The organism is Segetibacter koreensis DSM 18137 (assembly GCF_000374045.1).
Lineage (GTDB): Bacteria > Bacteroidota > Bacteroidia > Chitinophagales > Chitinophagaceae > Segetibacter > Segetibacter koreensis.
Genome location: NZ_KB893325.1, coordinates 1 through 26,661 on the forward strand (window position 1 = coordinate 1; position 26,661 = coordinate 26,661).

24 protein-coding genes are annotated in these 26,661 nt (G+C 36.5%); 14 read left to right on the plus strand and 10 right to left on the minus strand.

Going from position 1 to position 26,661, the window contains the following annotated elements; all coding sequences use genetic code 11:
* Positions 1 to 178 precede the first annotated feature (178 nt).
* From B154_RS33845 to B154_RS0110880, 4 genes are all read left to right on the plus strand, one after another.
* Positions 179 to 481, plus strand: a complete 303-nt coding sequence (locus B154_RS33845; RefSeq protein WP_425423102.1) for a T9SS type B sorting domain-containing protein — start codon at positions 179 to 181, stop codon at positions 479 to 481.
* Positions 482 to 920: 439 nt separating this feature from the next.
* A complete protein-coding gene (locus B154_RS0110870; RefSeq protein ID WP_018614142.1) occupies positions 921 to 1,295 on the plus strand; it encodes a DUF2784 domain-containing protein in 375 nt (124 codons plus the stop codon).
* A gap of 153 nt (positions 1,296 to 1,448) precedes the next feature.
* Complete coding sequence (gene mscL / locus B154_RS0110875) at positions 1,449 to 1,874, plus strand: large conductance mechanosensitive channel protein MscL (RefSeq protein WP_245542586.1); 426 nt, start codon at positions 1,449 to 1,451, stop codon at positions 1,872 to 1,874.
* A gap of 154 nt (positions 1,875 to 2,028) precedes the next feature.
* A complete protein-coding gene (locus tag B154_RS0110880) occupies positions 2,029 to 2,970 on the plus strand; it encodes a DUF3078 domain-containing protein (RefSeq protein ID WP_018614145.1) in 942 nt (313 codons plus the stop codon).
* A 233-nt stretch (positions 2,971 to 3,203) separates the two neighbouring features.
* On the opposite strand, the gene B154_RS0110885 is transcribed toward B154_RS0110880, so the two are convergent.
* From B154_RS0110885 to B154_RS0110915, 7 genes are read right to left on the minus strand one after another with little or no spacing between them, the layout of a single operon-like run.
* A complete protein-coding gene (locus B154_RS0110885) occupies positions 3,204 to 3,509 on the minus strand; it encodes an iron-sulfur cluster assembly protein (RefSeq protein ID WP_018614147.1) in 306 nt (101 codons plus the stop codon).
* A gap of 5 nt (positions 3,510 to 3,514) precedes the next feature.
* A complete protein-coding gene (locus tag B154_RS0110890) occupies positions 3,515 to 3,940 on the minus strand; it encodes a SufE family protein (protein WP_018614150.1) in 426 nt (141 codons plus the stop codon).
* A gap of 13 nt (positions 3,941 to 3,953) precedes the next feature.
* Entirely contained in the window at positions 3,954 to 5,207 is a 1,254-nt protein-coding gene (locus B154_RS0110895) for an aminotransferase class V-fold PLP-dependent enzyme (protein WP_018614151.1), read from the minus strand.
* Positions 5,208 to 5,210: 3 nt separating this feature from the next.
* The gene (gene sufD, locus B154_RS0110900) at positions 5,211 to 6,527 is read right to left on the minus strand and encodes a Fe-S cluster assembly protein SufD (protein ID WP_018614153.1); all 1,317 of its coding nucleotides are present in this window, start codon (positions 6,525 to 6,527) and stop codon (positions 5,211 to 5,213) included.
* Positions 6,528 to 6,530: 3 nt separating this feature from the next.
* Positions 6,531 to 7,298 (minus strand): Fe-S cluster assembly ATPase SufC, encoded by a 768-nt coding sequence (sufC, locus tag B154_RS0110905; protein WP_018614155.1) that lies wholly within the window; start codon positions 7,296 to 7,298, stop codon positions 6,531 to 6,533.
* A 20-nt stretch (positions 7,299 to 7,318) separates the two neighbouring features.
* On the minus strand, positions 7,319 to 8,764 hold the full coding sequence (gene sufB / locus B154_RS0110910; protein WP_018614157.1) for a Fe-S cluster assembly protein SufB: 1,446 nt from the start codon (positions 8,762 to 8,764) through the stop codon (positions 7,319 to 7,321).
* 30 nt (positions 8,765 to 8,794) lie between these two features.
* The gene (locus B154_RS0110915; RefSeq protein WP_018614159.1) at positions 8,795 to 9,121 is read right to left on the minus strand and encodes a HesB/IscA family protein; all 327 of its coding nucleotides are present in this window, start codon (positions 9,119 to 9,121) and stop codon (positions 8,795 to 8,797) included.
* A gap of 781 nt (positions 9,122 to 9,902) precedes the next feature.
* On the opposite strand from B154_RS0110915, the gene B154_RS0110920 reads away from it, so the two are divergent.
* The 8 genes from B154_RS0110920 (at position 9,903) to B154_RS0110955 (ending at position 21,106) form a co-directional block, all read left to right on the plus strand.
* Entirely contained in the window at positions 9,903 to 10,403 is a 501-nt protein-coding gene (locus B154_RS0110920; RefSeq protein ID WP_018614162.1) for a response regulator, read from the plus strand.
* Between the two features lie 469 nt (positions 10,404 to 10,872).
* A complete protein-coding gene (locus tag B154_RS0110925) occupies positions 10,873 to 12,183 on the plus strand; it encodes a dienelactone hydrolase family protein (protein WP_018614163.1) in 1,311 nt (436 codons plus the stop codon).
* Between the two features lie 173 nt (positions 12,184 to 12,356).
* The gene (locus tag B154_RS0110930) at positions 12,357 to 13,106 is read left to right on the plus strand and encodes a glucosamine-6-phosphate deaminase (RefSeq protein WP_018614165.1); all 750 of its coding nucleotides are present in this window, start codon (positions 12,357 to 12,359) and stop codon (positions 13,104 to 13,106) included.
* 84 nt (positions 13,107 to 13,190) lie between these two features.
* Complete coding sequence (locus B154_RS0110935) at positions 13,191 to 14,516, plus strand: sugar MFS transporter (protein WP_018614167.1); 1,326 nt, start codon at positions 13,191 to 13,193, stop codon at positions 14,514 to 14,516.
* A 54-nt stretch (positions 14,517 to 14,570) separates the two neighbouring features.
* On the plus strand, positions 14,571 to 15,779 hold the full coding sequence (gene nagA / locus B154_RS0110940) for an N-acetylglucosamine-6-phosphate deacetylase (protein WP_018614168.1): 1,209 nt from the start codon (positions 14,571 to 14,573) through the stop codon (positions 15,777 to 15,779).
* Positions 15,780 to 15,836: 57 nt separating this feature from the next.
* Entirely contained in the window at positions 15,837 to 17,918 is a 2,082-nt protein-coding gene (locus B154_RS0110945; protein ID WP_018614170.1) for a glycoside hydrolase family 20 zincin-like fold domain-containing protein, read from the plus strand.
* Positions 17,919 to 17,964: 46 nt separating this feature from the next.
* Positions 17,965 to 19,911 (plus strand): pyrroloquinoline quinone-dependent dehydrogenase, encoded by a 1,947-nt coding sequence (locus tag B154_RS0110950; RefSeq protein WP_018614172.1) that lies wholly within the window; start codon positions 17,965 to 17,967, stop codon positions 19,909 to 19,911.
* 121 nt (positions 19,912 to 20,032) lie between these two features.
* Positions 20,033 to 21,106: a phosphotransferase enzyme family protein gene (locus tag B154_RS0110955; RefSeq protein ID WP_018614174.1), complete on the plus strand. Its 1,074-nt coding sequence runs from the start codon at positions 20,033 to 20,035 to the stop codon at positions 21,104 to 21,106.
* A gap of 194 nt (positions 21,107 to 21,300) precedes the next feature.
* On the opposite strand, the gene B154_RS0110960 is transcribed toward B154_RS0110955, so the two are convergent.
* The 3 genes from B154_RS0110960 to B154_RS0110970 form a co-directional block, all read right to left on the minus strand.
* Positions 21,301 to 22,131 carry a uroporphyrinogen-III synthase gene (locus B154_RS0110960; RefSeq protein WP_245542587.1) on the minus strand — a complete coding sequence of 277 codons (831 nt, stop codon included), beginning with the start codon at positions 22,129 to 22,131 and terminating at the stop codon, positions 21,301 to 21,303.
* 2 nt (positions 22,132 to 22,133) lie between these two features.
* Entirely contained in the window at positions 22,134 to 23,174 is a 1,041-nt protein-coding gene (locus tag B154_RS0110965) for a DUF4271 domain-containing protein (RefSeq protein WP_169337659.1), read from the minus strand.
* 79 nt (positions 23,175 to 23,253) lie between these two features.
* On the minus strand, positions 23,254 to 25,047 hold the full coding sequence (locus tag B154_RS0110970) for a POTRA domain-containing protein (RefSeq protein ID WP_026260113.1): 1,794 nt from the start codon (positions 25,045 to 25,047) through the stop codon (positions 23,254 to 23,256).
* A 36-nt stretch (positions 25,048 to 25,083) separates the two neighbouring features.
* On the opposite strand from B154_RS0110970, the gene hemW reads away from it, so the two are divergent.
* Both hemW and B154_RS0110980 read left to right on the plus strand, forming a co-directional pair.
* Positions 25,084 to 26,208, plus strand: a complete 1,125-nt coding sequence (gene hemW, locus B154_RS0110975) for a radical SAM family heme chaperone HemW (protein WP_018614183.1) — start codon at positions 25,084 to 25,086, stop codon at positions 26,206 to 26,208.
* Positions 26,209 to 26,363: 155 nt separating this feature from the next.
* Entirely contained in the window at positions 26,364 to 26,645 is a 282-nt protein-coding gene (locus B154_RS0110980) for a DciA family protein (protein WP_018614185.1), read from the plus strand.
* Positions 26,646 to 26,661 lie beyond the last annotated feature (16 nt).

Consider the following 26,661-nt stretch of genomic DNA (forward strand, 5'->3'; position numbering starts at 1 on the left):
TATCGAAAGTGAAGTTTTTAAAAGCATGCGCAATAATAGTTATATAACTATTTATAGAAATTCTAAATGGGACAAACCTTTTTTATGGAACCCGGCNCAGTCNCCGGGAAATATTACCGGTTCTTTTCCTATTGCTTCTGCTATAGTAAACACCCGAAGAATTATATTAGATAATTCAATGTTTTATTTGTCTAAAAGGGTTAGTAAACATTTTAAAACTTTCACAATTCCTAATGCCTTCAGCCCTAATGGAGATAATATTAATGACAAATGGATTATTAAAGGACTTAAAGATTATGATAACTGCACGGTAGAAATATTTACCCGTTACGGCAGTAAAGTTTTTAGTTCGAAGGGGTACCAACAACCCTGGGACGGAACGTCTAATGGTTCGCCTATGCCTGTCGCTACATATTATTACTTAATTGATTTAAAAAATGGAGAGAAACCGCTAAGCGGTCCGCTTACTCTTCTTAAATGACTTCTTACAAATGATTTTGAAACCATATTAGAAACTCTTTAAAGTAATAATCCTGCCTATTTTGATGGTAAGTAAAGAAACCAAATTAGCAACGAAAAACATTTATATTTAGCGGCGCCTTATTTGTTTCTCGTGACGCCCTTACCACTCCCCAGCAGCTAAATTAAAATTCACTGAATTGGGAGTATTGCCCATACATACGCCAACGTTTAAAATTTAAAGAGGCAGATGACCTAGTGTAGTTTGTAAAAAGAAAAAAGCGCGAATGGCAATTTCTTAATAAAACTAAATGTTGTAACGTTGTTTCGGTTTTGGTAATTAAGAGTACGGTTTTTAGGCTTTTGCCGAACTTATATGAGTGCCGTACTCTTTTTATAATTGCGTGCTTGAAAAATTTGTCTAGGTTGCAGAGGGAGTATCTTAGTCTCCAAACTACTTTATGTGGTATCAGTTTCTCAATATCTTTTTCTTTGTATTTCATACCCTATTTACTTTATTTAATATAATAGGCTGGATTTTTAAAAAAACACGTAAACTACATTTGATAACACTTTCTTTAACTGCTTTTTCTTGGTTCATACTTGGGGCCTGGTATGGCTGGGGATATTGTTTTTGTACCGACTGGCACTGGCAAGTAAGGGAAAAACTAGGTTACTTCGATCATTCCAACTCATATATTCATTTTCTTATACTCAAACTAACACATGCAAACTTGCCCGTAAAACTTGTTGACAATACAACCTTATTTGTGTTCTTAACCAGCTTCGCAATGAGCATTTGGTATAATATAAAAGACCGGCAACAGGTAAAATAAAAAGGTTATAAACCAACAGCCTGGTCATTTCGAAAGTTTAAAAGTTTCGCGATTTTTTAGGAAGCATATTTCAATAAAGGGACACTTAGAGGAATTTTTGCCTATAGATTCAATTGTTTCGTGCTTAACTAACTGATCATTAAATAGGAATATTTGAATATTTTTTTTATTTTAGTTTTTAAACCTAAAAACTTACTTATGGGACTAGTAAAAGAATTTAAAGAGTTTGCTTTGAAAGGCAATGTTGTTGAACTTGCAATTGCTGTTATCATCGGTGCTGCCTTCGGTGCAATAGTTTCATCGTTAGTAGAAGATGTAATTACTCCTTTGTTGCTGCAACCAGCATTAGATGCTGCAGGTGCTAAAGATCTTAATAAACTGACCTGGGGAGCGGTAAAATATGGCAACTTACTTGCCGCCATTATTAAATTTATTATTATAGCTATTGTATTATTTATCGTACTAAAAGGAATTAATAGTTTGAAACGCAAGAAAGAAGCACCAATTGCGCCAGAAGCCCCCACCTTAACCTTGCAGGAGAAGCTACTGATGGAAATTAGAGATTCTGTAAAAAAATAATTATCGGATTAAAATTAAAGAGAGTAGAAGAAATGTTTAATCTCTTTCATTCTATTGCTCCTGTTACCAATGATGACATAGTAAGACCTGGCAGGTGCAGTGCAATAGATGGCCCTTCTGTTTTCGCTTAAGCTAAACCTTTTAACTCTATTATATGAAAAAAGTATTAGGTGTTTATGCTTTATTATTTCTTGCTGCTTATTCAAATGCACAGGATACTACAGTTCAGGGATTAAAAAATGAGGCGTCGTCTAAAACTATTGTAAAAGATGTTAACGACACCGTTCCCAAAGTTTGGAAGACAGGAGGATTATATAATCTCAATTTTAACCAGGCCGCTCTGAGCAACTGGGCAGCAGGAGGAGACAACTCTTCCTTGTCCCTGTCAACTTTTTTGAACCTGTATGCATTTTATAAAAAAAGAAAACATTCATGGGATAATACGCTCAATTTGGCGTACGGAATTGTAAGCACTACAAGCCTCGGGCAAAGAAAGGCTGATGACCGTATTGATCTCATTTCAAAGTATGGATATGATATTGGCAAACATTGGTACGTGAGTACCTTATTTAATTTTAGAAGCCAGTTTGCAAAAGGCTATGCTTATCCATCTTCCGGTTCCAAGGTACTTACCTCTACCTTTATGGCGCCAGCCTATGTATTACTATCAGAAGGCCTCGATTATAAACCAAACGATAATTTTTCTGTGTTTTTATCTCCTGTAACGGCGAGATGGATAATTGTGCGTGATGATTCCCTGTCTTCAGCGGGCGCTTTTGGTGTAGATCCAGGCAAAAAATCCAAACTACAAGTCGGCGCCTTCGCTTCAGTTACTTATAAAGCTAAGGTAAGTGAAACTGCTACCTATAATACGCGGCTAGATTTATTTTCTAACTATCTGGATAAACCACAGAATTTAAACTTGTATTGGACAAATATTCTGGCTGTTAAGGTGACAAAATTTGTTAACATGAGCCTCTCTGTTGATATGATGTATGATGACAATATAAAAACAGTTAAAAGCGATGGATCTACAGGAGGTGCCAAATTACAATTAAAAGAGTTATTAGGTATTGGCTTTGCCTATATATTTTGAATTTCTCGATTGTCGATAGGCTTTAAAGATCGGCTTTAAAAAGTCAATTTAAATGAGGATATGTTTAAAAGGGATAGATTTATGTTTATAATATTGTAGGTAAGTTTTATTGAAAAAGAAATATTGAATCTTATTAACTAAGTGAAACCAATTTATGTAAAAAAAACACATGATTTAAGCTTTCTACCTCTTCTAATGGGGAGCTAAACCAAAATGAAGATTTTTTTGGAATATTACATAAAGCCTAGCTCAAGCCTAGCTTCTTCGCTCATCATATCTTTTGTCCATGGAGGATCAAATGTGAGTGTTACATGAACTTCTTTTACTCCTTCGATTGCTTCTGTCTTTTGTTGTACCTCTTGTATAATTTCTCCTGCAACGGGACATGCAGGGGCTGTTAAGGTCATAGTAATCCAAACCACCCCATTATCTATTTTAAGCTCATACACCAATCCCAACTCCCAAATATTAACGGGTATTTCCGGATCGTGAACGGTCTGAAGAGCTTCTTCAATCTTATCTTTTATTGTTACTTCCATAATCTTTACTGCAAAGCTTTAGCAAGATAAGCTATCGCGTAGATTTTCATTTGCTTAAGCATTGATAATAACCCATTGGAACGGGTAGATGAAAGATGACTTCGCAACCCAATGGCGTCAACAAAATAAATATCAGCGTCTGCTATTTCTTTTGGCGTATGACCTGATAATACCTGCACTACCATACTTACTAAGCCCTTTGTTATTAAGGCATCGCTATCGGCAGTAAAAAAAAGCTTCCCATCCTGGTAATCCGCATGTAACCAAACCCTAGACTGACAACCCTTAATCAGGTTATCATCGGTTTTATATTGTGCGTTTATCAATGGCAGATCTTTACCTAACTGAATAATGTACTCATACTTCTCCATCCAATCATTAAACAACTCAAAGTCTTCTATAATCTGATCCTGCTTCTCATTAATTGTCATAATCTCCCATTTATCAACTAAGTAACGTTACAGCTTTTTTTACGCCTTTTACAAGCTTATCCACTTCTTCTTCAGTGTTGTAAAAAGCAAAAGAAGCACGTACCGTACCAGGAATTTTAAATATGTCCATCAAAGGTTCTGTACAATGGTGACCGGTGCGAACAGCGATAGCCTGTTTATCAAGAATCTCACCTACGTCAAAAGGGTGAGTATTTCCAACTAGGAAAGAAATAGAAGCAGCCCTTTCTTTAGCTTCACCGATTAACCTAAGTTCAGCTATACTTTTCAAACCATCAATTGCATAATGTATTAGCTGCTGCTCTCTTTCACGAATATAATCAAGTCCTGTTGCATTAATGTAATCAATAGCTACACTAAGGCCTATGACTTCTGTTACATTTGGTGTTCCTGCTTCAAATTTAAAAGGAAGTACATTGTACGTACTCTTTTTAAAAGAAACCGTTTTGATCATTTCACCACCACCCTGGTAGGGCGGCATTTCGTTTAGCCACTTTTCTTTTCCATATAAAACACCAACTGCAGTCGGGCCATACATTTTATGTCCTGAAAAAGCTAAGAAATCTACGTCCAAATATTGCACATCGATTCCTATATGTTGTATTGCCTGGGCAGCATCAACTAATACCGGGATATTTTGAGCATGAGCTTTATCAATAATTTCTTTTACGGGATTTACTGTTCCTAAAGTATTCGACACAAAGGTCACAGCAACAAGTTTCACCGTTTCATCCAGTAACTGTTCAAATTCGTCCATCAATAATTCCCCTTTTTGGTTGATAGGAATTACTTTTAATGTAGCACCTCTCTCTTCGCACATTAGTTGCCATGGAACAATATTAGAATGATGTTCCATAGCAGATATGATGATGCTGTCGCCTGCCTTTACAAAGCGTTTTCCAAAAGAGCTTGCTACCAGGTTAATACTTTCTGTAGTGCCTTTTGTAAATATTACTTCATGTTCATGTTTCGCATTAATGTAAGCCTGCACATTTCTTCTCGCCACTTCAAACGCATCTGTAGCCTTCTGGCTTAGATAATGAACACCCCTGTGCACATTGCTGTTGTATTCTTTATAGTACTCATCCATTACCTTTAGAACAGACTTTGGCTTTTGGGTGGTAGCAGCGTTATCCAGGTATACAAGTGGTTGACCATAAACCAGTGTTTGCAGAATAGGGAAATCACTTCTTATTTTTTCAATATCAAGCTTCGCTGCCTTTGTTATAATATCATTATCGTTAAACATCTCTTAGTTTTTATTAACCGGAATATGTTGAGCAATAAGATGATTGACATGCTGCTCTAGTGCGGGTATTTTAATTTTTTCAGTTACGTCAAACGCAAAAGCGTTTACCAGCAAAGCTCTTGCAGCTTCTTCTCCAATACCTCTTGACCTTAGATAGAACATTGCATCTTTACTTAACTGTCCTACAGTTGCACCATGACTACACTTCACATCATCTGCAAAAATTTCCAACTGTGGTTTTGTATTAATTGTTGCCTTGTTACTTAGCAGTAAATTATTATTTTGTTGAAATGCATTTGTCTTTTGTGCATCCGGCTGCACAAAAACCTTTCCGTTAAATACACCTACTGCTTTATCCAGCAGTACTCCTTTGTAGATCTCATTGCTATTGCAATTAGGCCTTTTATGATTGATAAAAGAATGGTTATCGATCAATTGCTGGCCTTCACCTAAATACAAACCATACAAATGGGTTTCAGTCTGATCGTCATCTAATGAGACATGCAAATTGTTCCTGATCAAGTCAGCTTTAGGCATAGAAAATGTGTAATTACTATAAACGCTATGGCGTTTCTGGCTTACATCTGTTTGATGAACTAACCTTGTTCCAATTTGAGCTATTTGCATTACATAGTGATCAAAACAGGCATTTTCTTCCACCACTACCTCGGTTAAACTATTTACAAAAATTTTAGAAAGCGGATTTTCAGAAACAACGGTTTCAATCACACTTAAAGATGCATTTGAATGCACTACAATTAAATGCCGCGGTTGAATAAATAGGTTACCGGTAGCTGTAAAGGCATGCACAATATGCAACGGTTTATCTAAAATAGCTTTAGCATCTATCTCAAGAAAAAGCCCGTTAGAGAATAGCGCTGTATTTAAAGCTGCAAAGTGAAATGAATTTACGTCTGTATTCTTCCCAAAATATTTTACAAGATCAACATTCTCTTTCGCTTCCCTGATAGATTTTACCCTGATAAAATCAGGCAATGTATCAATAGGGGTCTGTAACTGACCATTTAATAACACCAATCGGTAACTATCTAAAGATGGAATAGAGGCCTGGTTAATCAAAGCTGCAGAAATTTCCGCTTCTTTTGCAATACCGTTTATATGATATTGCTCCTGTAAAAACGGAGTAATACCGGTATACTTCCAGTCTTCATTTTTGCGGGTAGGGAAACCTAATCTCTTAAAACTTTCAAATCCGTTTCTTCTTGCTTCTTGTATGGTTTCATTCTCTCCGTGTATACTTGTGTTATTAAAACCATTTAACAAGTCCTCGTATAATGGTATAGTAATTTGTTTCGTCATTAATTATAATTGAACCGTTTGTTCCTGAAAAGTTTCCTTTAGCCAGTCATATCCTTTTTCTTCTAATTCTAATGCTAATTCTTTCGTACCTGATTTTATGATACGCCCATTGTATAGTACGTGTACAAAATCCGGTACAATATATTCAAGTAAGCGTTGGTAGTGTGTTATAAGAATAAAAGCATTATCTTTTGAACGAAGTTTATTAACACCACTTGCCACGATACGTAGAGCATCTATATCCAAGCCAGAGTCAGTTTCATCAAGAATGGAAAGCTTTGGTTCTAACATGGCTAACTGAAAAATTTCGTTCCTTTTCTTTTCTCCACCTGAGAAACCTTCATTCAAAGATCTGTTTACCAATTTTGCATCAAATTCTACCAGTTTTTGTTTTTCCTTGCTCAACCTTAAAAACTGTTTTGCATCCAACGCCGGTAATTTTTTGTAAGTACGAATTTCATTTAAAGCCGTTCTTAAAAAATTTATATTTGATACGCCTGGAATTTCTATTGGGTATTGAAACGCCATAAATAATCCTTCACGCGCACGGTCCTCAGGTGACATATCTAAAAGGTCTTTTCCGTCAAAATCAACTTCTCCTTCCAATACTTCATAATTTTCGCGGCCGGCCAGTACCGACGCTAAAGAGCTTTTGCCTGAACCATTCGGGCCCATGATAGCATGCACTTCACCGGCGTTAACCACTAGATTAATGCCTTTTAGAATTTGTTTTTCTTCTACCCGCGCATGCAAATTTTTAATCTTCAACATTGTTCTTTATAATTTATTGTTTAACCTACACTTCCCTCTAGTGTAATGGATAATAATTTTTGGGCTTCTACCGCAAATTCCATTGGCAACTGGTTCAAGACCTCTTTCACATATCCATTCACAATTAATGCCACAGCTTTTTCGGTATTAATACCTCTCTGATTTAGATAAAAAATCTGGTCTTCCCCAATCTTTGAAGTAGTGGCTTCATGCTCCACCATTGCTGTGTTGTTCTTTGTTTCTATATAAGGAAAGGTGTTGGCACTACATTCACTTCCCAACAGCAAAGAATCACATTGTGTAAAATTTCGTGCATTTTCAGCTTTAGGTCCTACTTGTACTAACCCGCGATAACTGTTGTTACTATGTCCCGCAGAAATACCTTTTGAAATAATGCGACTTTTTGTATTGCGGCCGATATGAAACATTTTGGTACCAGTATCAGCAATTTGCTTGTTTTTTGTAACGGCAATAGAGTAAAACTCACCTACCGAATTATCTCCCTGTAAAATAACTCCAGGATATTTCCAGGTAATAGCAGATCCGGTCTCTACCTGTGTCCAGGAAATTTTAGAATTAGCGCCCCGGCAAACACCCCTTTTTGTTACGAAATTGTAAATACCTCCGCGGCCTTCTTTATCACCGGGGTACCAGTTTTGTACGGTTGAATATTTAATTTCTGCACCTTCCAGTGCTATCAACTCAACTACTGCGGCATGCAATTGATTTTCATCGCGCATTGGAGCAGTACAACCTTCAAGGTAACTTACATAGCTGCCCTCATCAGCAATTATTAGTGTTCGTTCAAACTGGCCAGTGTTTTCTGCATTGATACGAAAATAAGTTGACAACTCCATAGGGCAGCGAACTCCTTTTGGGATATAGACAAAGGAACCATCTGAAAAAACGGCGGTATTCAGAGATGCAAAAATGTTATCAGAATGAGGTACAACAGAACCTACGTATTTTCTTACAAGTTCCGGATGTTCCTGTACGGCTTCTCCAAATGAACAGAAAATTATTCCCAGTTCACTTAATTTTTCTTTATAAGTTGTCGCAACTGAAATACTATCAAAAACTGCATCAACTGCAACTCCTGACAACGCTTTTTGTTCATTTAGTGGAATTCCCAGCTTTTCAAATGTTGCCAGTAGTTCCGGATCTATTTCATCAAGACTATTAAATTTCTTTTTTGTCTTAGGAGCTGCGTAATAAGATATGCCTTGGAGATTAATGTGCGGTAATTTGAAGTTCTGCCATATAGGCATATCCTGTCTCAAAAAAGCCTCATAACCCTTCAAGCGCCAATTCAGCATCCACTCCGGTTCATTTTTTTTCTGAGAAATAAAACGAATAGTGTCTTCATTAAGACCGACAGGAGCCCTATCCATCTCAATATCCGTGATAAAACCAAACTCGTATTCCTGCGACGTTATATCCTGAATTATCTGATCGTTTGTTTCCATGTGCTCGTTTCTTTAACTGACATTAATAATTTAAACCGAAAAACTTTCCCCACATCCACACGTTTTAGTTGCATTCGGGTTATTAAATACTAACCCTTTGCCATTTAGGCCTCCTGAATAGTCTAATTCTGTTCCGAACAAATAAAGCAAGCTTTTAAAATCAACTACAACTTTAATTCCTTTATCCTCATAGACTTCATCTCCCTGCTTCAGCTCGGTATCAAATTTTAACTGGTACTCCAATCCTGAACATCCTCCGCCCTTTACTCCTACTCTCACAAAACTTTCGGAGCCTGCATTTTCTGCAGCCATTAATTCAGTAATGTATTCTTTTGCTCTTTCTGAAACTTTAATCATAACCTTTTATATTAATAATGTTTCTACTAGCTTTATTAATTTTTAATAAATTCAACTCACATGCCGGGGAGGTATAGACTTGCAGTTATTGCATACTGATGCATAACTTTCTTATCGATTTGAACAAATAGAAGATATGGAAATGATTGTAATTTTCTTTTCAGAGTTCAATTAGCTAAATTCCCTTCATTCAAAATTGCAGTTCTTCAACTGTCCATTAATACTTCCCCCAAATGCAAAGGTAATACTTGCTGGCCTTATTGACAGTTTCGATAAGCGGAGTATTGTGTTATAATTGTAAAAAAATTTAAATCCGGACATTTTTGCGCGTGAATTATGTGCTTTTATTATATTATTTTAAAAATACAAGTATTATATGCTTACCTACTTTGGATTTATGCAACTATAATTTCAGCACCGATAAAACACAAATGCTAACAACTCAATCGATCAAGACAAGAAGATTATGCCTAGGTTTAACGGGAGTATTTGTATTTTAAGGCTGTAAACTGTTAAATAAAATAACATAATAAAATTATAGGTTGTAATAATTGTAGTATACTTTTTGTTATCTTCTAAAATATCTTCTGCTTAAACTCTCACAATGAGCAAATGCCACCCGTTCTTTCAACCATAAAATTACTTTAACTCATCGAATTGTGATTTTTGTTAAAGTTTTTTTATTAAAAAAGAAGTTTCTCATACATACATATTTAAAATTAATGCTTAACGTTATCTTGCGATAGATACTAAAACCCCTAATAAAACAAATCTAATATTTATGAATTCATCTTCAATCAATGCTTTAATTGCGGAGCATGAAAAAGAATTTGCGTTGATGCTAACAGAAGCACTTCAGGATATTTTACCGTCATGCAAATGTGTATTTATGCCAGATGGAATAGCTGCTTTAAGATATATAAAAAACAATGATAATCCTGACCTCGTATTTCTTAACCTTGATATGCCTTTAAAAAATGGAATTAATTGTTTGAAGGATATTTATAATCTTAAACTACTTCCGGCTACTCCTGTTATCACTTACGCAAGTTCTGCAAATATTAAGGACATTAATGACGCTTATGAATACGGCGCTGCATTTTATCTGGTAAAACCGACAACTTCAAAAGAATTAAATAAAATTATTAAAAGAGCAATTTCACTATTGGGCCAACCCAGGAGTGAAAGACTAACTAAATGCAATTTCGTACTAAAAGGCGTTGCTCCCTCAGAACCATTCGAGACAAATGATTCCTACACAAACTGGCCGATTTTAAATTAAATAAGGGGGGGCAAATCCTGTCATGTGAAAACACCTTGTTCACCCTAAAAATTAATTTTTACTAAAGTACAAGTACTCTTTCCAATCATGTAAAGTAGTCTATAAAAAAATAAAAAAGATCGAATGCCAAACGTTGCTGTGATCGTTAGTAACAAGGTATAAGATCAGCGTACATCCTACAAAAAATATAACTACAAAAATTCTTCCTTTTTAAACAGCTGGTTAATGCTTAACAAGAATTAGTAGATGCACCTTCATAAAATTAGCGCAAACGTTTGCAATGCGTTTTAATAATATTTATTACTGAAAATATCCGTACTTCATAATCAAACAATGCGGGAATATCACTCACTTTTACTGATTGATTTTTTCATTCAGCTATTTGTTTTACCTGATTTGAATAAATAGAAAGTTTGAGTGAATGTGTGAAATCAAATAATATATTATAAAGATTCAAAAAAATGTGTAAATGCCTAACAAAAGAAGGGAATTTTTAAAACTTGCAAGCCTTACAGGCATTAGTGTAGCTGGAGGCAACATCCTTAACGGGTATGCGTCACACAATAATCCGGAAAAAAATCAAAAGAATAATTTAATAAACACCACTGCTGCCGTGAGTAACACCGATTATACGAATAACGACATTAGCATCATCGGTCTTTATGGATCATGGGCTAATTCACTGAATGAAACTAAGCTACCCTCTTTTTCTTTTCGCAGAGAAGAATGGAAAAACCTGGAATCATGGAGAAATTCTGCAAAACAACGGCTTACTGAAAGGTTAGCCATTCCTGATATTGGGGGCCTTCCTAAAGTTACTGTGAAAAAGCAATATGCTTATGACGGTCTGCATATAGAAGAGGTGACCTGGCAGTTGCCCTACGGGAGAGCAACAGAAGCAATTCTGCTGAAACCACTAAACGCAAAAGGTAAGTTACCTGCAGTCCTGGCTTTTCATGATCATGGCGGAAACAAATATTTTGGCTGCAAAAAGATCACAAAAACGTCAGATGATCAACTTGCGCTGATGAAAGAACACCGGGAGGTTTATTATTCAGGTTTCGCATGGGCCAATGAAATTGCCAAACGGGGTTATGTTGTTTTGGTTCCTGATGCCTTTACATTTGGAAGCAGAAGAGTAATGCTTCAGGACGTGCCGGAACGTATACGCAATGGAAGAAAAGCCGAAAATACTGAAACTCCTGAGAACATAAAAGCGTATAATGACTGGGCTGGTGAACACGAACATGTAATGGCGAAATCCTTGTTCTGTGCAGGAACAACATGGCCAGCGGTATTTTTTGCAGAGGATCGAAAAGCACTTGACATTTTATGTGCAAGGGAAGATGTTGATGCCAGCAAAGTGGGTTGCGGAGGCCTTTCCGGAGGAGGAATACGAACCGTTTTTATGGCGGGATTGGACCCAAGGATTAAGTGCACCGTTGACGTAGGATTTATGACTACTTGGAAAGACTTTCTGCTTAATAAATCGTTCACTCATACCTGGATGACTTATGTGCCTTTATTGCCCAACGAATTAGACTTTCCTGAAATATTGGGTTTACGTGCGCCTCTTCCAACCCTCGTTTTAAATAATAGCGAGGATCAGTTGTATACTCTACCTGAAATGAACAGGGCAGAAAACATATTGACTGAAGTATTTAAAAAAGCAGGAGCAGAAGGCAATTTCAAATGCTCCTATTATCCGGGCCCGCACAAATTTGACTCCCAAATGCAGATCGAGGCTTTTAATTGGTTTGACCGATGGCTAAAAGCCTGAGGAAACAAAAGAAATATTATTTCCTATTTTCAAATATTCGTACCCGGTTCATTTGAATGTAATAAAGAAACTAATGAAACTTTCATCAGGGAAATAAATTTGCAGTTTTCCTGCAATTTTAACGTCTTAGTGGCTGCCAGAAAATCTTTGAATAATTGAATTAAAATGTAAAAATGAACGTTAGCATAAGTGAAAATGCACGAGAATTAGGTAAGGTTGCAGGGGCTGCTGCCTCAGCAATCATTTGGCAGGCAATAGAAGAAAACGGAAATGCCAACATTATATTAGCCACTGGTACCAGCCAATTTGAAACAATACATCAACTTATATCTGAAGAAGGTATTGATTGGAGCAGAGTAGTCATGTTTCATCTTGATGAATATATCGGTTTACCCATCACTCATCCCGCAAGTTTCAGAAAATACCTGCAGGAAAGATTCATATCAAAAGTACCGGCATTAAACGCCGCATATTTAATCAATGGTGAAGCTGATCCAAAAGAAGAATGTGAACGTTTAGGACGACTGATAAGTAGATCTACGATTGATGTTGCCCTTGTCGGCATTGGAGAAAACGGTCATCTTGCTTTTAATGATCCACCGGCAAATTTTGAAACAGAGCAGCCATATTTAATTGTAGAGTTAGATGAAGCGTGCAGAAAACAACAGTTAGGTGAAGGCTGGTTCACATCAATTGATGAAGTACCGCGGCAGGCAATAAGTATGTCGGTAAAACAAATTTTGAAATCAAAACATATTATATGTTCAGTGCCTGATAAAAGAAAAGCAATGGCTGTAAAAAATACAGTTGAGCAAGGAGTAAGCAATCTATATCCGGCAAGCATTCTGCAACAACATGCTGATTGCACTTTATATCTTGATAAAGGTTCTGCAGCTCAACTTTCGGCCAATACTGTATCATGATTGATATCGTGGAATACTTACCATAAACAAGACCTCAAACAAGTACATGCACTGTCAGAAATTAGTAGTTATTAAATAAATACGATGAGTAAAACGATTGCAGCCACCATAGATATTAATTCCTTAACCAGGCGTGACTCCTTTATTTCTATTCTCATTATTGGCCTTCTGTTTTTTATTTTTGGTTTTGTTTCGTGGGTTAATTCTATTTTGATCCCCTATTTTAGAATCGCGTGCGAATTAACAAATTTCGAATCATACCTGGTAACCTTTGCCTTTTATATTTCATACTTCATAATGTCTGTTCCTTCCTCCTATTTATTAAAAAAGGTAGGATTTAAAAAAGGGATGATGGCAGGCTTTTGGGTAATGGCCACAGGTGCCTTTATTTTTGTGCCCGCCGCTCTTACAAGAACTTATGAAGTGTTCCTGTTAGGTCTTTTTACTATTGGCGCCGGCCTTGCAGTTCTTCAAACCGCGGCCAACCCATATATAACTGTTTTAGGTCCGAAGGAAAGCGCGGCAAGGCGCATCAGCATTATGGGCATTTGCAATAAAGGAGCTGGCATTCTTGCTCCCATTTTATTTGCTGCAGTTGTTTTAAAAGCCACTGATAATGATTTATTTCGCGAGCTGGGAACTATGAACGAAATGGCAAAAAATGCCGCATTAGACGAACTGATAAGAAGGGTGATACTTCCTTATACGTGTGTTGGCGCTGTTTTATTTTTTTTAGGGTTAATGGTACGATACTCTCCCCTGCCTGAAATAAATACCGAAGAGGAAACTGCTGAAGTAGCTACAGCTAATCACGCAAAAAAAAACATCTTTCAATTTCCACACTTGATACTTGGCGCATTAGGTATTTTTCTGCATGTGGGTACCCAGGTAATTGCAATTGACACGATCATTGGATATGCGAACTCTATGCAAATAGATTTAATGGAAGCGAAAGTTTTTCCTTCCTATACACTCTTTGCCACTATCTGTGGTTATATACTCGGTATTACTTTTATCCCCAAATACATAACACAGGTAAATGCCTTAAGAGCGTGTACAGTACTAGGAACATTCCTTACAATACTTATCATTTATGCTCATGGCCAGGTAACTCTTTTTAACCATACTACAGATGTTTCAATTTGGTTTGTGGTATTACTGGGGTTAGCAAATTCGTTAGTTTGGGCAGGGTTGTGGCCGCTTGCTTTAGATGGCCTCGGAAGATTTACTAAACTTGGTGCTTCAATAATGATAATGGGCTTGTGCGGCAATGCTATTCTGCCTCTTTTTTACGGTTATTTTGCAGATTTATATAATGTTCGATACGCTTATTGGGTATTATTTCCCTGTTACCTGTACCTGGCGTTTTATGCCTTTTACGGACATAAAATAAGAAAATGGAGTTTTTAATTTAAAGGCTTTCTAAACAATTTAAAATAACAGCGGCTTGCGGTAAAATACCAGATGAAAGAACAACAATTAAAAATATATAACGGAAATATTATTACGCCTTATAGAATTATTCCAAATGGAACAGTGATTGTTTCAGAAGGCGTTATTACAGCTATTGAGCAAGGGAATATAGAAGTAAAAAATGCTCTTGAAATAGATGCCAGGGGACAATATATAGCTCCAGGTTTTATTGATATACATGTGCATGGCGGAGGTGGTCATGATTTTATGGATGGAAATGAAACTGCTTTCCTTAAAATTGCAGAAACCCATGCGCAATATGGAACTACGTCTATGTTGCCCACTACCCTTACAAGCACAAATGAACAATTATTGCAAACCCTGCAAATATATGAGAGTACAAACCAAAAGAATATAAATGGATCTCAATTTCTCGGCATGCATCTCGAAGGTCCTTATTTTGCTATGAGTCAGCGTGGAGCTCAGGATCCGCGTTATATCAGAAATCCTGACCCTGCTGAATATAATGACATACTTTCTCGTTCTTCATCCATAAAACGATGGAGTGCTGCACCGGAACTAAAAGGAGCTATTGAGTTTGGACGGTGTTTACAATCAAAAGGCATCTTAACTGCGCTGGCACATACAGATGCTATTTACGAGGAGGTAATAGTTGCATTTGAAAATGGTTATACGCTGGCTACCCATTTGTATTCGGCTATGTCTGGAGTGACTCGCAAGAATGCTTACCGATATGCCGGAGCAGTTGAGAGCGCATTTATAATTGATGAAATGGATGTGGAAATTATAGCAGATGGTATCCATCTTCCTCCACCTTTGCTCAGACTTGTATATAAAATTAAAGGGGCAGACAAAACAGCATTGATTACTGATGCTATGCGTGCGGCAGGAATGCCCGAAGGAGAAAGTGTTTTAGGAAACATTCATAACGGCTTAAAGGTAATAGTAGAGGATGGCGTAGCAAAGTTGCCTGACAGAAGTTCTTTTGCAGGAAGTGTAGCAACAGCAGACCGTTTAGTAAGAAGCATGGTTTTTATGGCTGACGTACCTTTAATAGATGCAATAAGAATGATAACAGCTACACCTGCCCGCATATTGAAAGTGTCTGATAAAAAGGGTGCATTGGTGGCAGGTAAAGATGCAGATATCGTGCTTTTTAATAACAACATCGAAATAGAAATGACGATTATAAAAGGACGGATAGTTTACAACAGGCGAACATCTGGTATCTCAAAATAATAATGACTCTATACTATTATCAAAACTATTCACTGATTTATTACAAACAATCTTTTCATGAAACCTTTACAGTGTCTTTGCCTTTTTCTCTTCAGCTTAATATCGTTGCACCTTTATGCTTTTGATAAAGAAGATTTTGACAAGCATTTTAAGTTGATGCCCGAGCCACAAAAAATTGAATTAATAAAAGGAAAAGGAATTTCTGCTAATACACTTCGATCAGTTTTATTAAAGGGAACAACTGTAAAACCGGTTTTGTATGGAGTTTTACAATCTTTACCGCTAACTTCTACCGCAGGTGCAGGAGTACTTGAATTAAATATTACAACATCTAAAAATTCTGCTGCGTCTCCTGAAAGCTATACAATTAAAATAAATGATAATCATGTTGTTATTAATGCTGTTGACCAGGCAGGTTTATTCTACGGATGCCAGACTTTATTACAATTGCTGGAGGATGCAGATGCTCAACAAATAGAAATACCGGCATGCACAGTAACCGATTATCCTGATATTGCTTACCGTGCTATACACCTTGACTTAAAGCACCACCTTGATGCAGGACGGTACTATTATGACATGATCGACCGGTTGGCACAGGTAAAAGTAAATGCCATTATTGTTGAATTTGAAGATAAGCTGCGTTATCGCAAAGCTCCTTTAGTAGGAGCATCTCATGCTATTTCTGTCGATGAGTTCGCCGCAATTAGCCGTTATGCAAAAGAAAGAAACATTGAGATCAGTCCGTTGGTGCAGGGATTGGGACATGCTTCCTTTATTTTAAAACACGATAAGTATAAAAACCTGCGCGATACTGTTACATCTGACTGGTCATTTGATCCTATGAATCCACAAACGTACGATTTGCAATTTTCTCTATACGAAGATGCGATAGCGGCAACTCCTTATGGAAAATATTTACATGTTGGCGGTGATGAAGTAGGCAACTTAGGCATGTCAGAATTATCAAAAAAGTCAGGATTAACTCCGATACAATTACAAATGCAATGGCTGAAAAAAGTTTGTGAATTTGCCACAGCCCATAACAGAATACCTATTTTCTGGGATGATATGGTTTTTAAACTTTCTGACCTTTATCAAACTACATGGGATCCAAAAGTTCCGGCAGAAGAGGTAAACAAAATATGGCAGGCAAATGCACACCGGCTAGAAGAAAACATTGGACTCTTCCCAAAGGAATGTGTGTATATGCGTTGGAATTACGACAGCCCTGATATACCTGGCAATCATAAAGCGATAGATTGGTATAAGTCTCATCATTTAAAAGCTATGGCTGCTACTGCTGCTCAAACCATGTGGCCAATGCTTCCACGTGAAAAATCTAATTTTCAACCTATTAAGGATTTTTGTAGAATAACTGCTGAAAAGAAGATGGATGGAATTTTATGCACGGCATGGGATGATTGCTCTCCTCATTTTGAAACTTATTGGCGTGGTTTATATGATTTTGGTTTTTTCAGTTGGAATCATACAGATGCTACAGCAGATAACGTTCACTCTATGTTCCGTCAAAGGTTCTATGCACCTGCCCTGGCTACTGCATCTTTTGAGTTTCAGGATTCCTTAGAGAAGGCTTTGGTATTTTGGGAGTCAGCGCTGATTGATAAAGGCGACAGGAGTAACTATCCAAGAAAAATTCACTTAATAGAATTGCCTGATCAGAAGAATAATAATGCATGGAGTGAAAAATATAAGACAAAAATTCAAAAGGCTAAGGAAGAGGTTCTCAGGTACCAGGAAATTAAAAACAAACTAGCCAAAGCGACTCAACTTGCCCGCCACAATGAATATACTTTAGCAGTTATGAACCAGATAAATGAATTGCAGATATATCCTGCAAAGCTGCTGGTGTTATTAGAAAAGTATGATAATGCATCGGCCGCTGGTAAATCTGCTGCAAAAGATGGTATAAAAAGTTATGTAAACAACTTCAGTACAATAAGAAACAATTACGAACAAATATTTTCAAAGACACGTATAATTGCAAATCCGGCTGATTATATTCTTGACCAAAATCATCATGATCACCTGGCAAATGGCACAAATAATTCTGATTGGATGTATGTGTATGAATTAGCAATGAATTCAAAAATTAATGATTGGTTTACAAGTAATTAAAGTAAGTTTTCAACTTTAAGGATAAACTATAGTGGGTTTTGCCAATATGAAAAAAGCATCTTTTACATTTGTAGATCGTATGTTCATTAAGCCCAAAACTTTATTTGTATCAGTTGTATTATTACAACTAATGCTTTCGGCTTGTACCATTTCTAACAGAAGCACTATAAACTACGCAGGCAAAAACTGGAATGATTATGCAGGAGATAACACTAAAAGCCGGTATTCAACTCTTAGCCAGGTTAACAAGCAAAATGTCAGTCAGTTAAAGGTGGCATGGACATATCGCTCAGGTGATTATTCAGATGATTTAAAAACAACAATTGAATGTAATCCTGTTGCAGTGAATGGAGTTGTATATGCATCTACTCCAACATTAAAACTGGTAGCTCTACAAGCTGCAACAGGCAAAGAAATATGGCGTTTTGACCCTTTACCCCCGGAAGTTTTACAAAAATTGCGTACGGAAGAAAAAATAGACATTACTCCCGGAACAGGCTATTGGGTAAATCGTGGAGTGAAGTATTGGGAAAGCGGCAAAAACAAACGAATTTATTACAGCGCAGGGATTTATTTATTTGCTTTAAATGCGCAAACGGGCAAGCCAATTTCGAACTTTGGAAATAATGGTAAAATTGATTTGCGACAAGGACTTAATCGGGATATAAAGGGTATGCATTATAACTCTACGACACCAGGAGTTGTCTACAAAAATAATCTAATTATGGGTTCAACTGTAGGAGAAGGACCTGAACCTGCAGCACCGGGATTTGTTCGGGCTTTTGATATTGAGACAGGAAAATTAAATTGGGTATTTCATACGATCCCGCAATCGGGCGAATTTGGAAATGATACATGGGGAAACGATTCGTGGAAAAAGGCAGGAGGAGTGAATGCATGGTCAGGTATAAGCCTTGATGAAAAACGTGGAATAGCCTTTATAGCTACGGGCTCTCCTACTTGGGACTTTTATGGTCAGGATCGGCCCGGAAATAATTTATTTGGAAATTGCGTAGTAGCTCTCGACGCCAATACAGGTAAACGAATGTGGCACTTTCAGACTGTTCATCATGATATTTGGGATAAAGATGTTCCCTGTCCTCCCAATTTAGTAACTGTAAAACATAATGGAAAAAAAATAGATGCGGTGGCGCAGGTAAGCAAAACGGGCTATGTTTATCTTTTCAACCGGGAAACAGGTAAACCCTTGTTTGAAATAGAAGAGAAAGCCGTACCTGCTTCTAATATTCCTGGAGAGCATACTTCTGCCACCCAACCCGTTCCCATTAAACCTAAAGCCTTTGCACGCACCGGTTTAACTGTAAATGACATGACTAACTTGAATCCTGAAGCTCATACATTTGCTATAGATGTATTCAAAAAAAGTAAGAGCGGCCCTCAATTTACTCCAATCAGCAATGTGCCTACTTTAATTATGCCCGGCCTTTTAGGTGGCGCAAATTGGAGCGGAGCATCTTTTGATCCTGAGACAAATCTTTTGTATGTTAATTCAAATGATTTACCAAGTTATATAGGATTAATCCATAATGAATCAGGAAAACCTTATCCTTATAAAAATACCGGATACAATCGCTTTTGGGATCCTCAGGGATACCCCGCCATTACACCTCCCTGGGGTTCATTAACTGCTATAAATCTGAATACGGGAGATTTTGCCTGGCAGGTTACCCTAGGTGAATTTGATGAACTTACCAAAAAAGGTATTCCCCCAACAGGATCACCAAACCTGGGAGGCAGCATAGTTACTGCAGGTGGTCTGGTATTTATTGCTTCGACAAAAGACGAAAAATTTCGGGCGTTTGATAAGCAAACGGGAAAAATATTGTGGGAAACAAAGCTTCCTGCAGGAGGTTATTCGTCACCAAGCACTTACCTGGTTGATGGTAAGCAATATATAATAATTGCTGCAGGCGGTGGCGGAAAAATGGCAACTAAATCCGGCGATTATTATATAGCATTTGCCTTACCATAAGTGAAGGTGAAGATTATTTTAAAGGGTTGGAAAAGAAACCAGTTGTTTAAATAGGAATAGTTCAAAACCGATTAAGAATGATAATGAATAGCAAATTACTTTTTAACATTAACTACCTTACATGTTAGCTTCAATATTAGAAATTTATGGATTTAAACCGGAAGAATGGATTACTGAGCCTTTTGGTACAGGCCTGATAAACCATACGTGGTTATTAAAAAAAAATGACGAACAATATATTCTTCAACGAATAAATAACAACGTATTCAAAGACCCTTATGCAATTTCTAACAATATTCGTTTGGTTGGAGATTACCTGCAAGAACATTTTCCTGACTACTTTTTCGTTACCCCCATCCACTCTATAGATGGCCGTGAAATAGTACAAAACGATGATGGCTATTTTAGAATACTTCCATTTGTAAAAAACTCAGTTACTTATACTACTGTTGAAAGTCCCGAACTTGCTTTTACAGCAGCGCGGCAATTCGGAAAATTTACGCATCTTCTTGCAGAATTTGATGAGAAGTTATTGAAAGAAACAATACCTAACTTTCATAACCTCAGTTTGCGCTATAGGCAATTTGAAGAATCGTTACAGCAAGGAAATAAAGAACGCCTTTCTATAGCTGCAAATATAAGTAAGCAGTTAGAAAAATACAGGTACATTGTTGATGAATTTGAGCAAATAAAAAAGAGTCCACAATTCAGAAAACGAGTGATGCACTGCGACACGAAAATCAGTAATGTACTTTTTGATAAAAAAAATTGCGGATTATGTATAATTGATCTTGATACAGTAATGCCTGGTTTCTTCATAAGTGATGTAGGAGATATGATGCGTACGTATTTATGCCCAGTGAGTGAAGAAGAAAAAGACTTTTCAAAAATTGAGGTAAGAGATGATTATTTCGTAGCTATTGTAGAAGGTTATTTGGCTGAGATGAAGTCAGACCTTACAGAAGAAGAACAGAAAGGTTTTATATATTCCGGGAAATTTATGATCTATATGCAATGCATTCGTTTTCTGTCTGATTACTTTAATAATGACGTGTACTACGGCGCAAAATATGAAGGACAAAATTTTAACCGTGCAATAAATCAGTTAAATCTTTTGCAGCGATTGGAGGAAAAAGAAGAATCCCTTTTACAAAGAACAAAACAACATAAATACATTTTTATGTCCAAAAAGTAAATATGATGGAAACAAGCTCTGCAGGAGAGCCACTGTCAGCAATACGAAAGAAAAAAAGTTTAATGAAAAGGCCTCAGTAAACTTTTATCAAATGAGTTTCCAGAAAATTTTGCAAGGTGCTTTTAGCTCCTTTCCCGTATCTTTCAAAAGACCTTATTCTTCTCGTTGAAATTTATTCTTTAGGCTTGTGCTTGTTAAATACTGTTCTTTTCCTTTTTATTTACAGAAGTTATAAACTGCTCTAAAGCAGCAACCATACTGGGAGTTTGAGGTGCGGGAGCTTTTATATCTAACACGAGGCCGGCATCTTCCACTGCCTTAGAAGTGTTATTTCCAAAAGCGCCTATTACTGTTTCTAATTGCTGAAATGAAGGAATATTGTCAAAGAGGCTTTTTACACCTGTGGGAGTAAAGAAACAAATAACATCATACTGTGCTTCCATCACAGGAGCAATTTCATTGCTAATAGTGCGGTACATAAATGCAAGAGCAAACTCGCACTTATTGTTTTTCAGCCAGTTTACAATTTCATTGTCCTGCTGGTTTTCACTGCAAACGTATAAAAACTTTTCATTATCCTTATGCTTATTAATAACATCAAACATGCTCTTATTTGTACCATCCGCTCCATAAAAAACTTTTCGCTTTCTGTACAAAATAAATTTTTGAAGATATAAGGCCACTGCCTCAGTTATGCAGAAATATTTTGTTTCCTGGCTAATAGTAACTTTCATTTCTTCACTAACACGGAAAAAATGGTCAATAGCATTTCGGCTAGTAAAAATGACTGCAGAAAAACTGCAAATGTCAATTTTTTGCTTGCGAAATTCTTTTGCAGGTATGCCTTCAAGTCTTATAAAAGGATGAAAAACAAAGTCGATGTTATATTTCTTCGCTAATTCAAAATATGGCGATTTTTCGTTTTCCGGTTTAGGTTGGGTTATGAGAACTCTCTTCACAGCCTTACTGCTTATTCCGTTTATTGCCCCGTTTTTTACCATGCGTTGCTTCAATATTTTATTCAAAATTAGTGACTATTATCTAAAAAAATTATTAACGTCTTGTATATGAGTAAAAGGGGGATAATTTCGAAAGCACAAATATAGAAGAAAAAATGCAACATACTCACTTTAACCTCGCGACGTATAGGAGCATAAGAAACAAGATACCTGTATATAAACAACAGAAAAATAATCAATAGCGAAGTTGTGATAGAAATGTTAATTATAGCTGGCTGCGCAAATGCCAGCAATAGGATGAACGGAATTAGGGCGACGCCAAGAATTTTATTGATTAGGTAGACTGCAAAAATGTATGCTTCAGTAGCTTCTTTTACATTAAAAACCCAGCCGGCAAAGCTTAGTAAGATATATTTTCCAATGTATAGTGCTAGTAAAGCTGCATTTGTATATAACAACAGCCACCAAAAACCAATATTGGTAAGGTGAGAATACTGAAGAAGAAATGTAGTATATGTTGCCGCCGAAAAAATAAAGAACAAATTGAGTAAAAGAGATGGAAAATTATTTTGCAACAATTGCTCCCGGGTTTGCTTTTGGCGAAAAGATGGCTGAAAGAAAAGTTTAAAAATATTCTTAAAATACCGGTTAAAGACAAGCCGTATAAAGGCTAAAAAAAGCAGTAATCCGCAAAGAAGATAAAAAACTTCATCTTTATAATGCCTTTGTTTTACATTTATTACGAGGTATATCGGTTTAGCTTTAGTTATATATGGGTTATCCAGCAACCTTCGGTAAATAGAATCAAATGGCCTTTTTATTGATACCACCGGAATGGAAATCTTAGCAGTATCAACAGGTCGCCTGCCAGTATCAGAAAAGACAGGCACCGAAGAATCAACTCTGGGCACGCTGTCAACTACACCAGATGTATCTGAAACAGCATATCTATTAACAGAATCTGTAACAGCGCGCCTTTTTACTTTTTTGGCAGTAACAGATCGTGATGCACGCGACAGCGTATCTGTAGATGCATTACCTGTGTCTGTTTGGGCAAAGGCACAAAAAGATACAAAGCAAAAATAAAATATGAAAAGGATTTTTTTCAACAGCATTATTAATGGGCAAAAATATCTTAGCGAGATGAGAGGGAAAAAAATAATTACTTCCGCACAATTTTTCTATTACTTAAAAAATACTGACATAGCCGATGTGAATTTTAGATTGCTTTATATCGAAACTGAGATCATTTCGTTTTCCTACAGCATAACTGACATTAAAAATGCCTCCTTTCGTTTCAAACGACAGCCCTACCCCGGCTCCTAAATATGTATTTGATTGTTTTATAATTGGATTACTGGTCCAGCCTGCATCACTAAATATAAAAAAATTCGAGTTTAAACCAACCAGGTAACGATATTCTACAGTACCAACAACATACTTATTTGCGTAAATACTTTCTTCATCAAAACCTCTCAGTAACCTATAGCCTCCTATCTGGAACAATTCATTTCTAAAATAACTTGGACTTTCATACCAACCCGCATTTATTCCCGTCTTTACAATTGTTTGCTTCCCCATCTTAAAATAATGCGCGGCTTTTGCTCTCACCCTTAACTGGTAAGCCTTTAACTTAATCGAATCATACAATGTACTATAATCAAAGAAAGAATCTTTAATCTGGGTAATAGCTGTATTTTTTCTTATTGTTTTATTTCCTGCTAGCGCAGAAATGTTCAATTCATTTCCCTTGCGCGGATTAAACCTGTAATCTGTATTTGCAACATCGTAGTCAACTCCAAAATTTACTGAACTTACATCTCCGACATCGGGTAATCTTCTCGAAGCTTTAATATTTAGTGTATCTACCTGGAGCGCATTTGTTCGTTGAGTTTGTAAAAAAACCTTTCCCGCCTTGTTGGGTGATAACATGTAGAGCAATCCTAACTGGCTATTTATATTTAAGAATGAAGAGTCTTTTTTATACAGATCAAATAAAAAATCGATACCAAAGGATGAATTAAACATGTAAGGCTGGGTAAATTGCAGGTTAAGGCGGGGCGATTTGGGTTGTATCTGCTGCCACATTAGCCCCATATGCTCACCTCCTCCAAATGCATTTTGCAACTGCAAATTTGCATCAACGGTTAATAACAATTTTCCACCTAATTGCTGGTTAGATGGCAGAAAACCTGCGAGCACATTTACCTGGTTGCTTTTCTTAGGCGCTAAGTAAAGGTTAACAAGACTGCCGGTATTTAGCATAGTTACGTCCCAGGGCTGTACCTGCTCCAGGTAAGGCAATTCCAGTAATCGCTGATTAATTTTTTCAAGTTTTTTTTTATTGTAAGGTGAGCCCCTCTCTATATTAAGATAATGATGAATAAAGTTTCTGGAAATTTTAGCAGGTCCATACAACCTAATACTATCTATACGGTAAGGAAAACCTCGGTCAATATTAAGAGTTGCATCTATTTCACTTCCTGTGATGGAAACACTATCGAGACTTATTTTGGCAAAAGGAAAGCCATTGGCTTCAAAATAATCGAGGAGTCTATCTGTAGTTTTCCTGTAATCTTCGAAATTAAATTTTTCTTTTTTTCCTATCTTCAACTCCCCCCCTGCCTGCTGAAGGTAATTCTTATCCTGCTCGTGAATATGAAGATTAAGTAAATCATATTTTTCACCTAAAAAAAGATAAATAACAGTTTGATTTTCAACCTCAATTGAACTGTCAATTGAAGAAGAGATGTACCCTTTTTGCTGTAAAACAAACGGAAGCTTATTTACATAATCACTACAATCTAAAGCACTGCTAAATGAAGATTTTAAAACGAGATTATGTGCAACAAATAAGCTGTCTTTATCAATACAATGAATAATAAGGCGATAATTATTCTGACAATAAACCCTGCTAAAAAAGGTGCAAGACATTAACATGCTTAACGCTGCTATCAATATATATCTGGTTAATTTTGCCATCTTTATTAAAACAACATTACAAAAGTTTCGGCTTATATGGCAGGTGTTTATATTCATATCCCTTTTTGCAGAAAAGCCTGCCACTATTGTAACTTTCATTTTTCCACTACTATACAGTTGCGGGAAGGTTTTGTAAATGCCCTACTACAGGAAATTGAATTACAAAAAACGTATCTGTCAGAACCGGTAACTACGATTTATTTTGGTGGTGGTACGCCATCTATTTTTCCTTCGGCAGATATTGAAAATATTATTTTCACCCTGAAAAAAAGTTTTATAATTGAAAATACTGCTGAAATTACTTTAGAAGCTAACCCGGATGATATCACCTCAGAGAAACTGGCCGAATGGAAAGAAATTGGCATAAACCGGCTAAGCATTGGAATACAATCCTTTTTTGAGAAGGACCTTTTGTGGATGAACAGGGCGCATACTGCTCAACAGGCTTTTGACTGCATTGCACTTGCAAAAAAAGCTGGTTTTAATAATCTGACTATCGATTTAATTTATGGCACTCCAACTTTATCTGATGAAGCATGGGAGAAAAATGTGAAGACTGCTATTGATCTTCAGGTTCCTCACCTTTCATGTTATGCACTTACCGTTGAGCCTAAAACTGCTCTTGAAAAGCTGATAAAACAAAAAACGCTTGCTGATATAGATACAGAAAAACAGGCAAGGCATTTTGAGTTGTTGATGCATTGGATGCAAGAAGCCGGTTACGAGCATTATGAGATTTCAAATTTTGCAAAACCTGGCTTTAGAAGTAAACATAACAGCAGCTATTGGCAGGGAAAACCATACTTAGGATTAGGACCATCAGCACATTCTTTCAACGGGTTAAGCCGCCAATGGAACGTTGCCAATAATGCTTTATACATTCAAAGTATCAAAAAAGGACTTGTACCTTTTGAGGCAGAAGTATTGACAAGGGAACAGCAGTTGAACGAATATATAATGACAAGCCTGCGCACTACAGAAGGTATTTCACTGGAAAAAGTAAAACTAAATTTTGGGAAAGATAAATACGAATATCTCATTAATACTGCCCGGCCTCATCTTAATCACCATCATCTTACAATAGAAAATGATTATCTTAAAACAACAACTAAGGGTAAATTATTAGCGGATGGCATTGCCGCGGATTTGTTTGTATTATAAGATTTTTCGGGGGGCCAAGTTGACAGGCAAAGATTATTCTGACGAAAACAATCAATTAATTTAAAACAAGTTATTAGATACAGAAAAAGAAAGTAAAACGTTTTTCATTATCCACAATCTTTCTTACTTCTAAATAAGATTTTACCTTTAACCTTATGGCTGAAATTTCAATTGGTGACGCTATAAAAGCTTTTTTAAAAAAAAGTCGTTTAAAAACAGGCATACAAGCTTTACAGATCGAGCAGGTCTGGGAAACCATTATGGGAAAGACAATAGCAAAATATACTGACAGGATACAAATAATAAATCATACCCTTTTTATACATACCAACGTTGGCCCGTTAAAGCAGGAACTGATGTACCAGAAAGAAAAAATAATTGAAAGAGTAAATGAAGCTTTAGGTGAAAAGGTTATTAGAGAAGTGGTTATTCAATAACTAATCCTAATTGTTA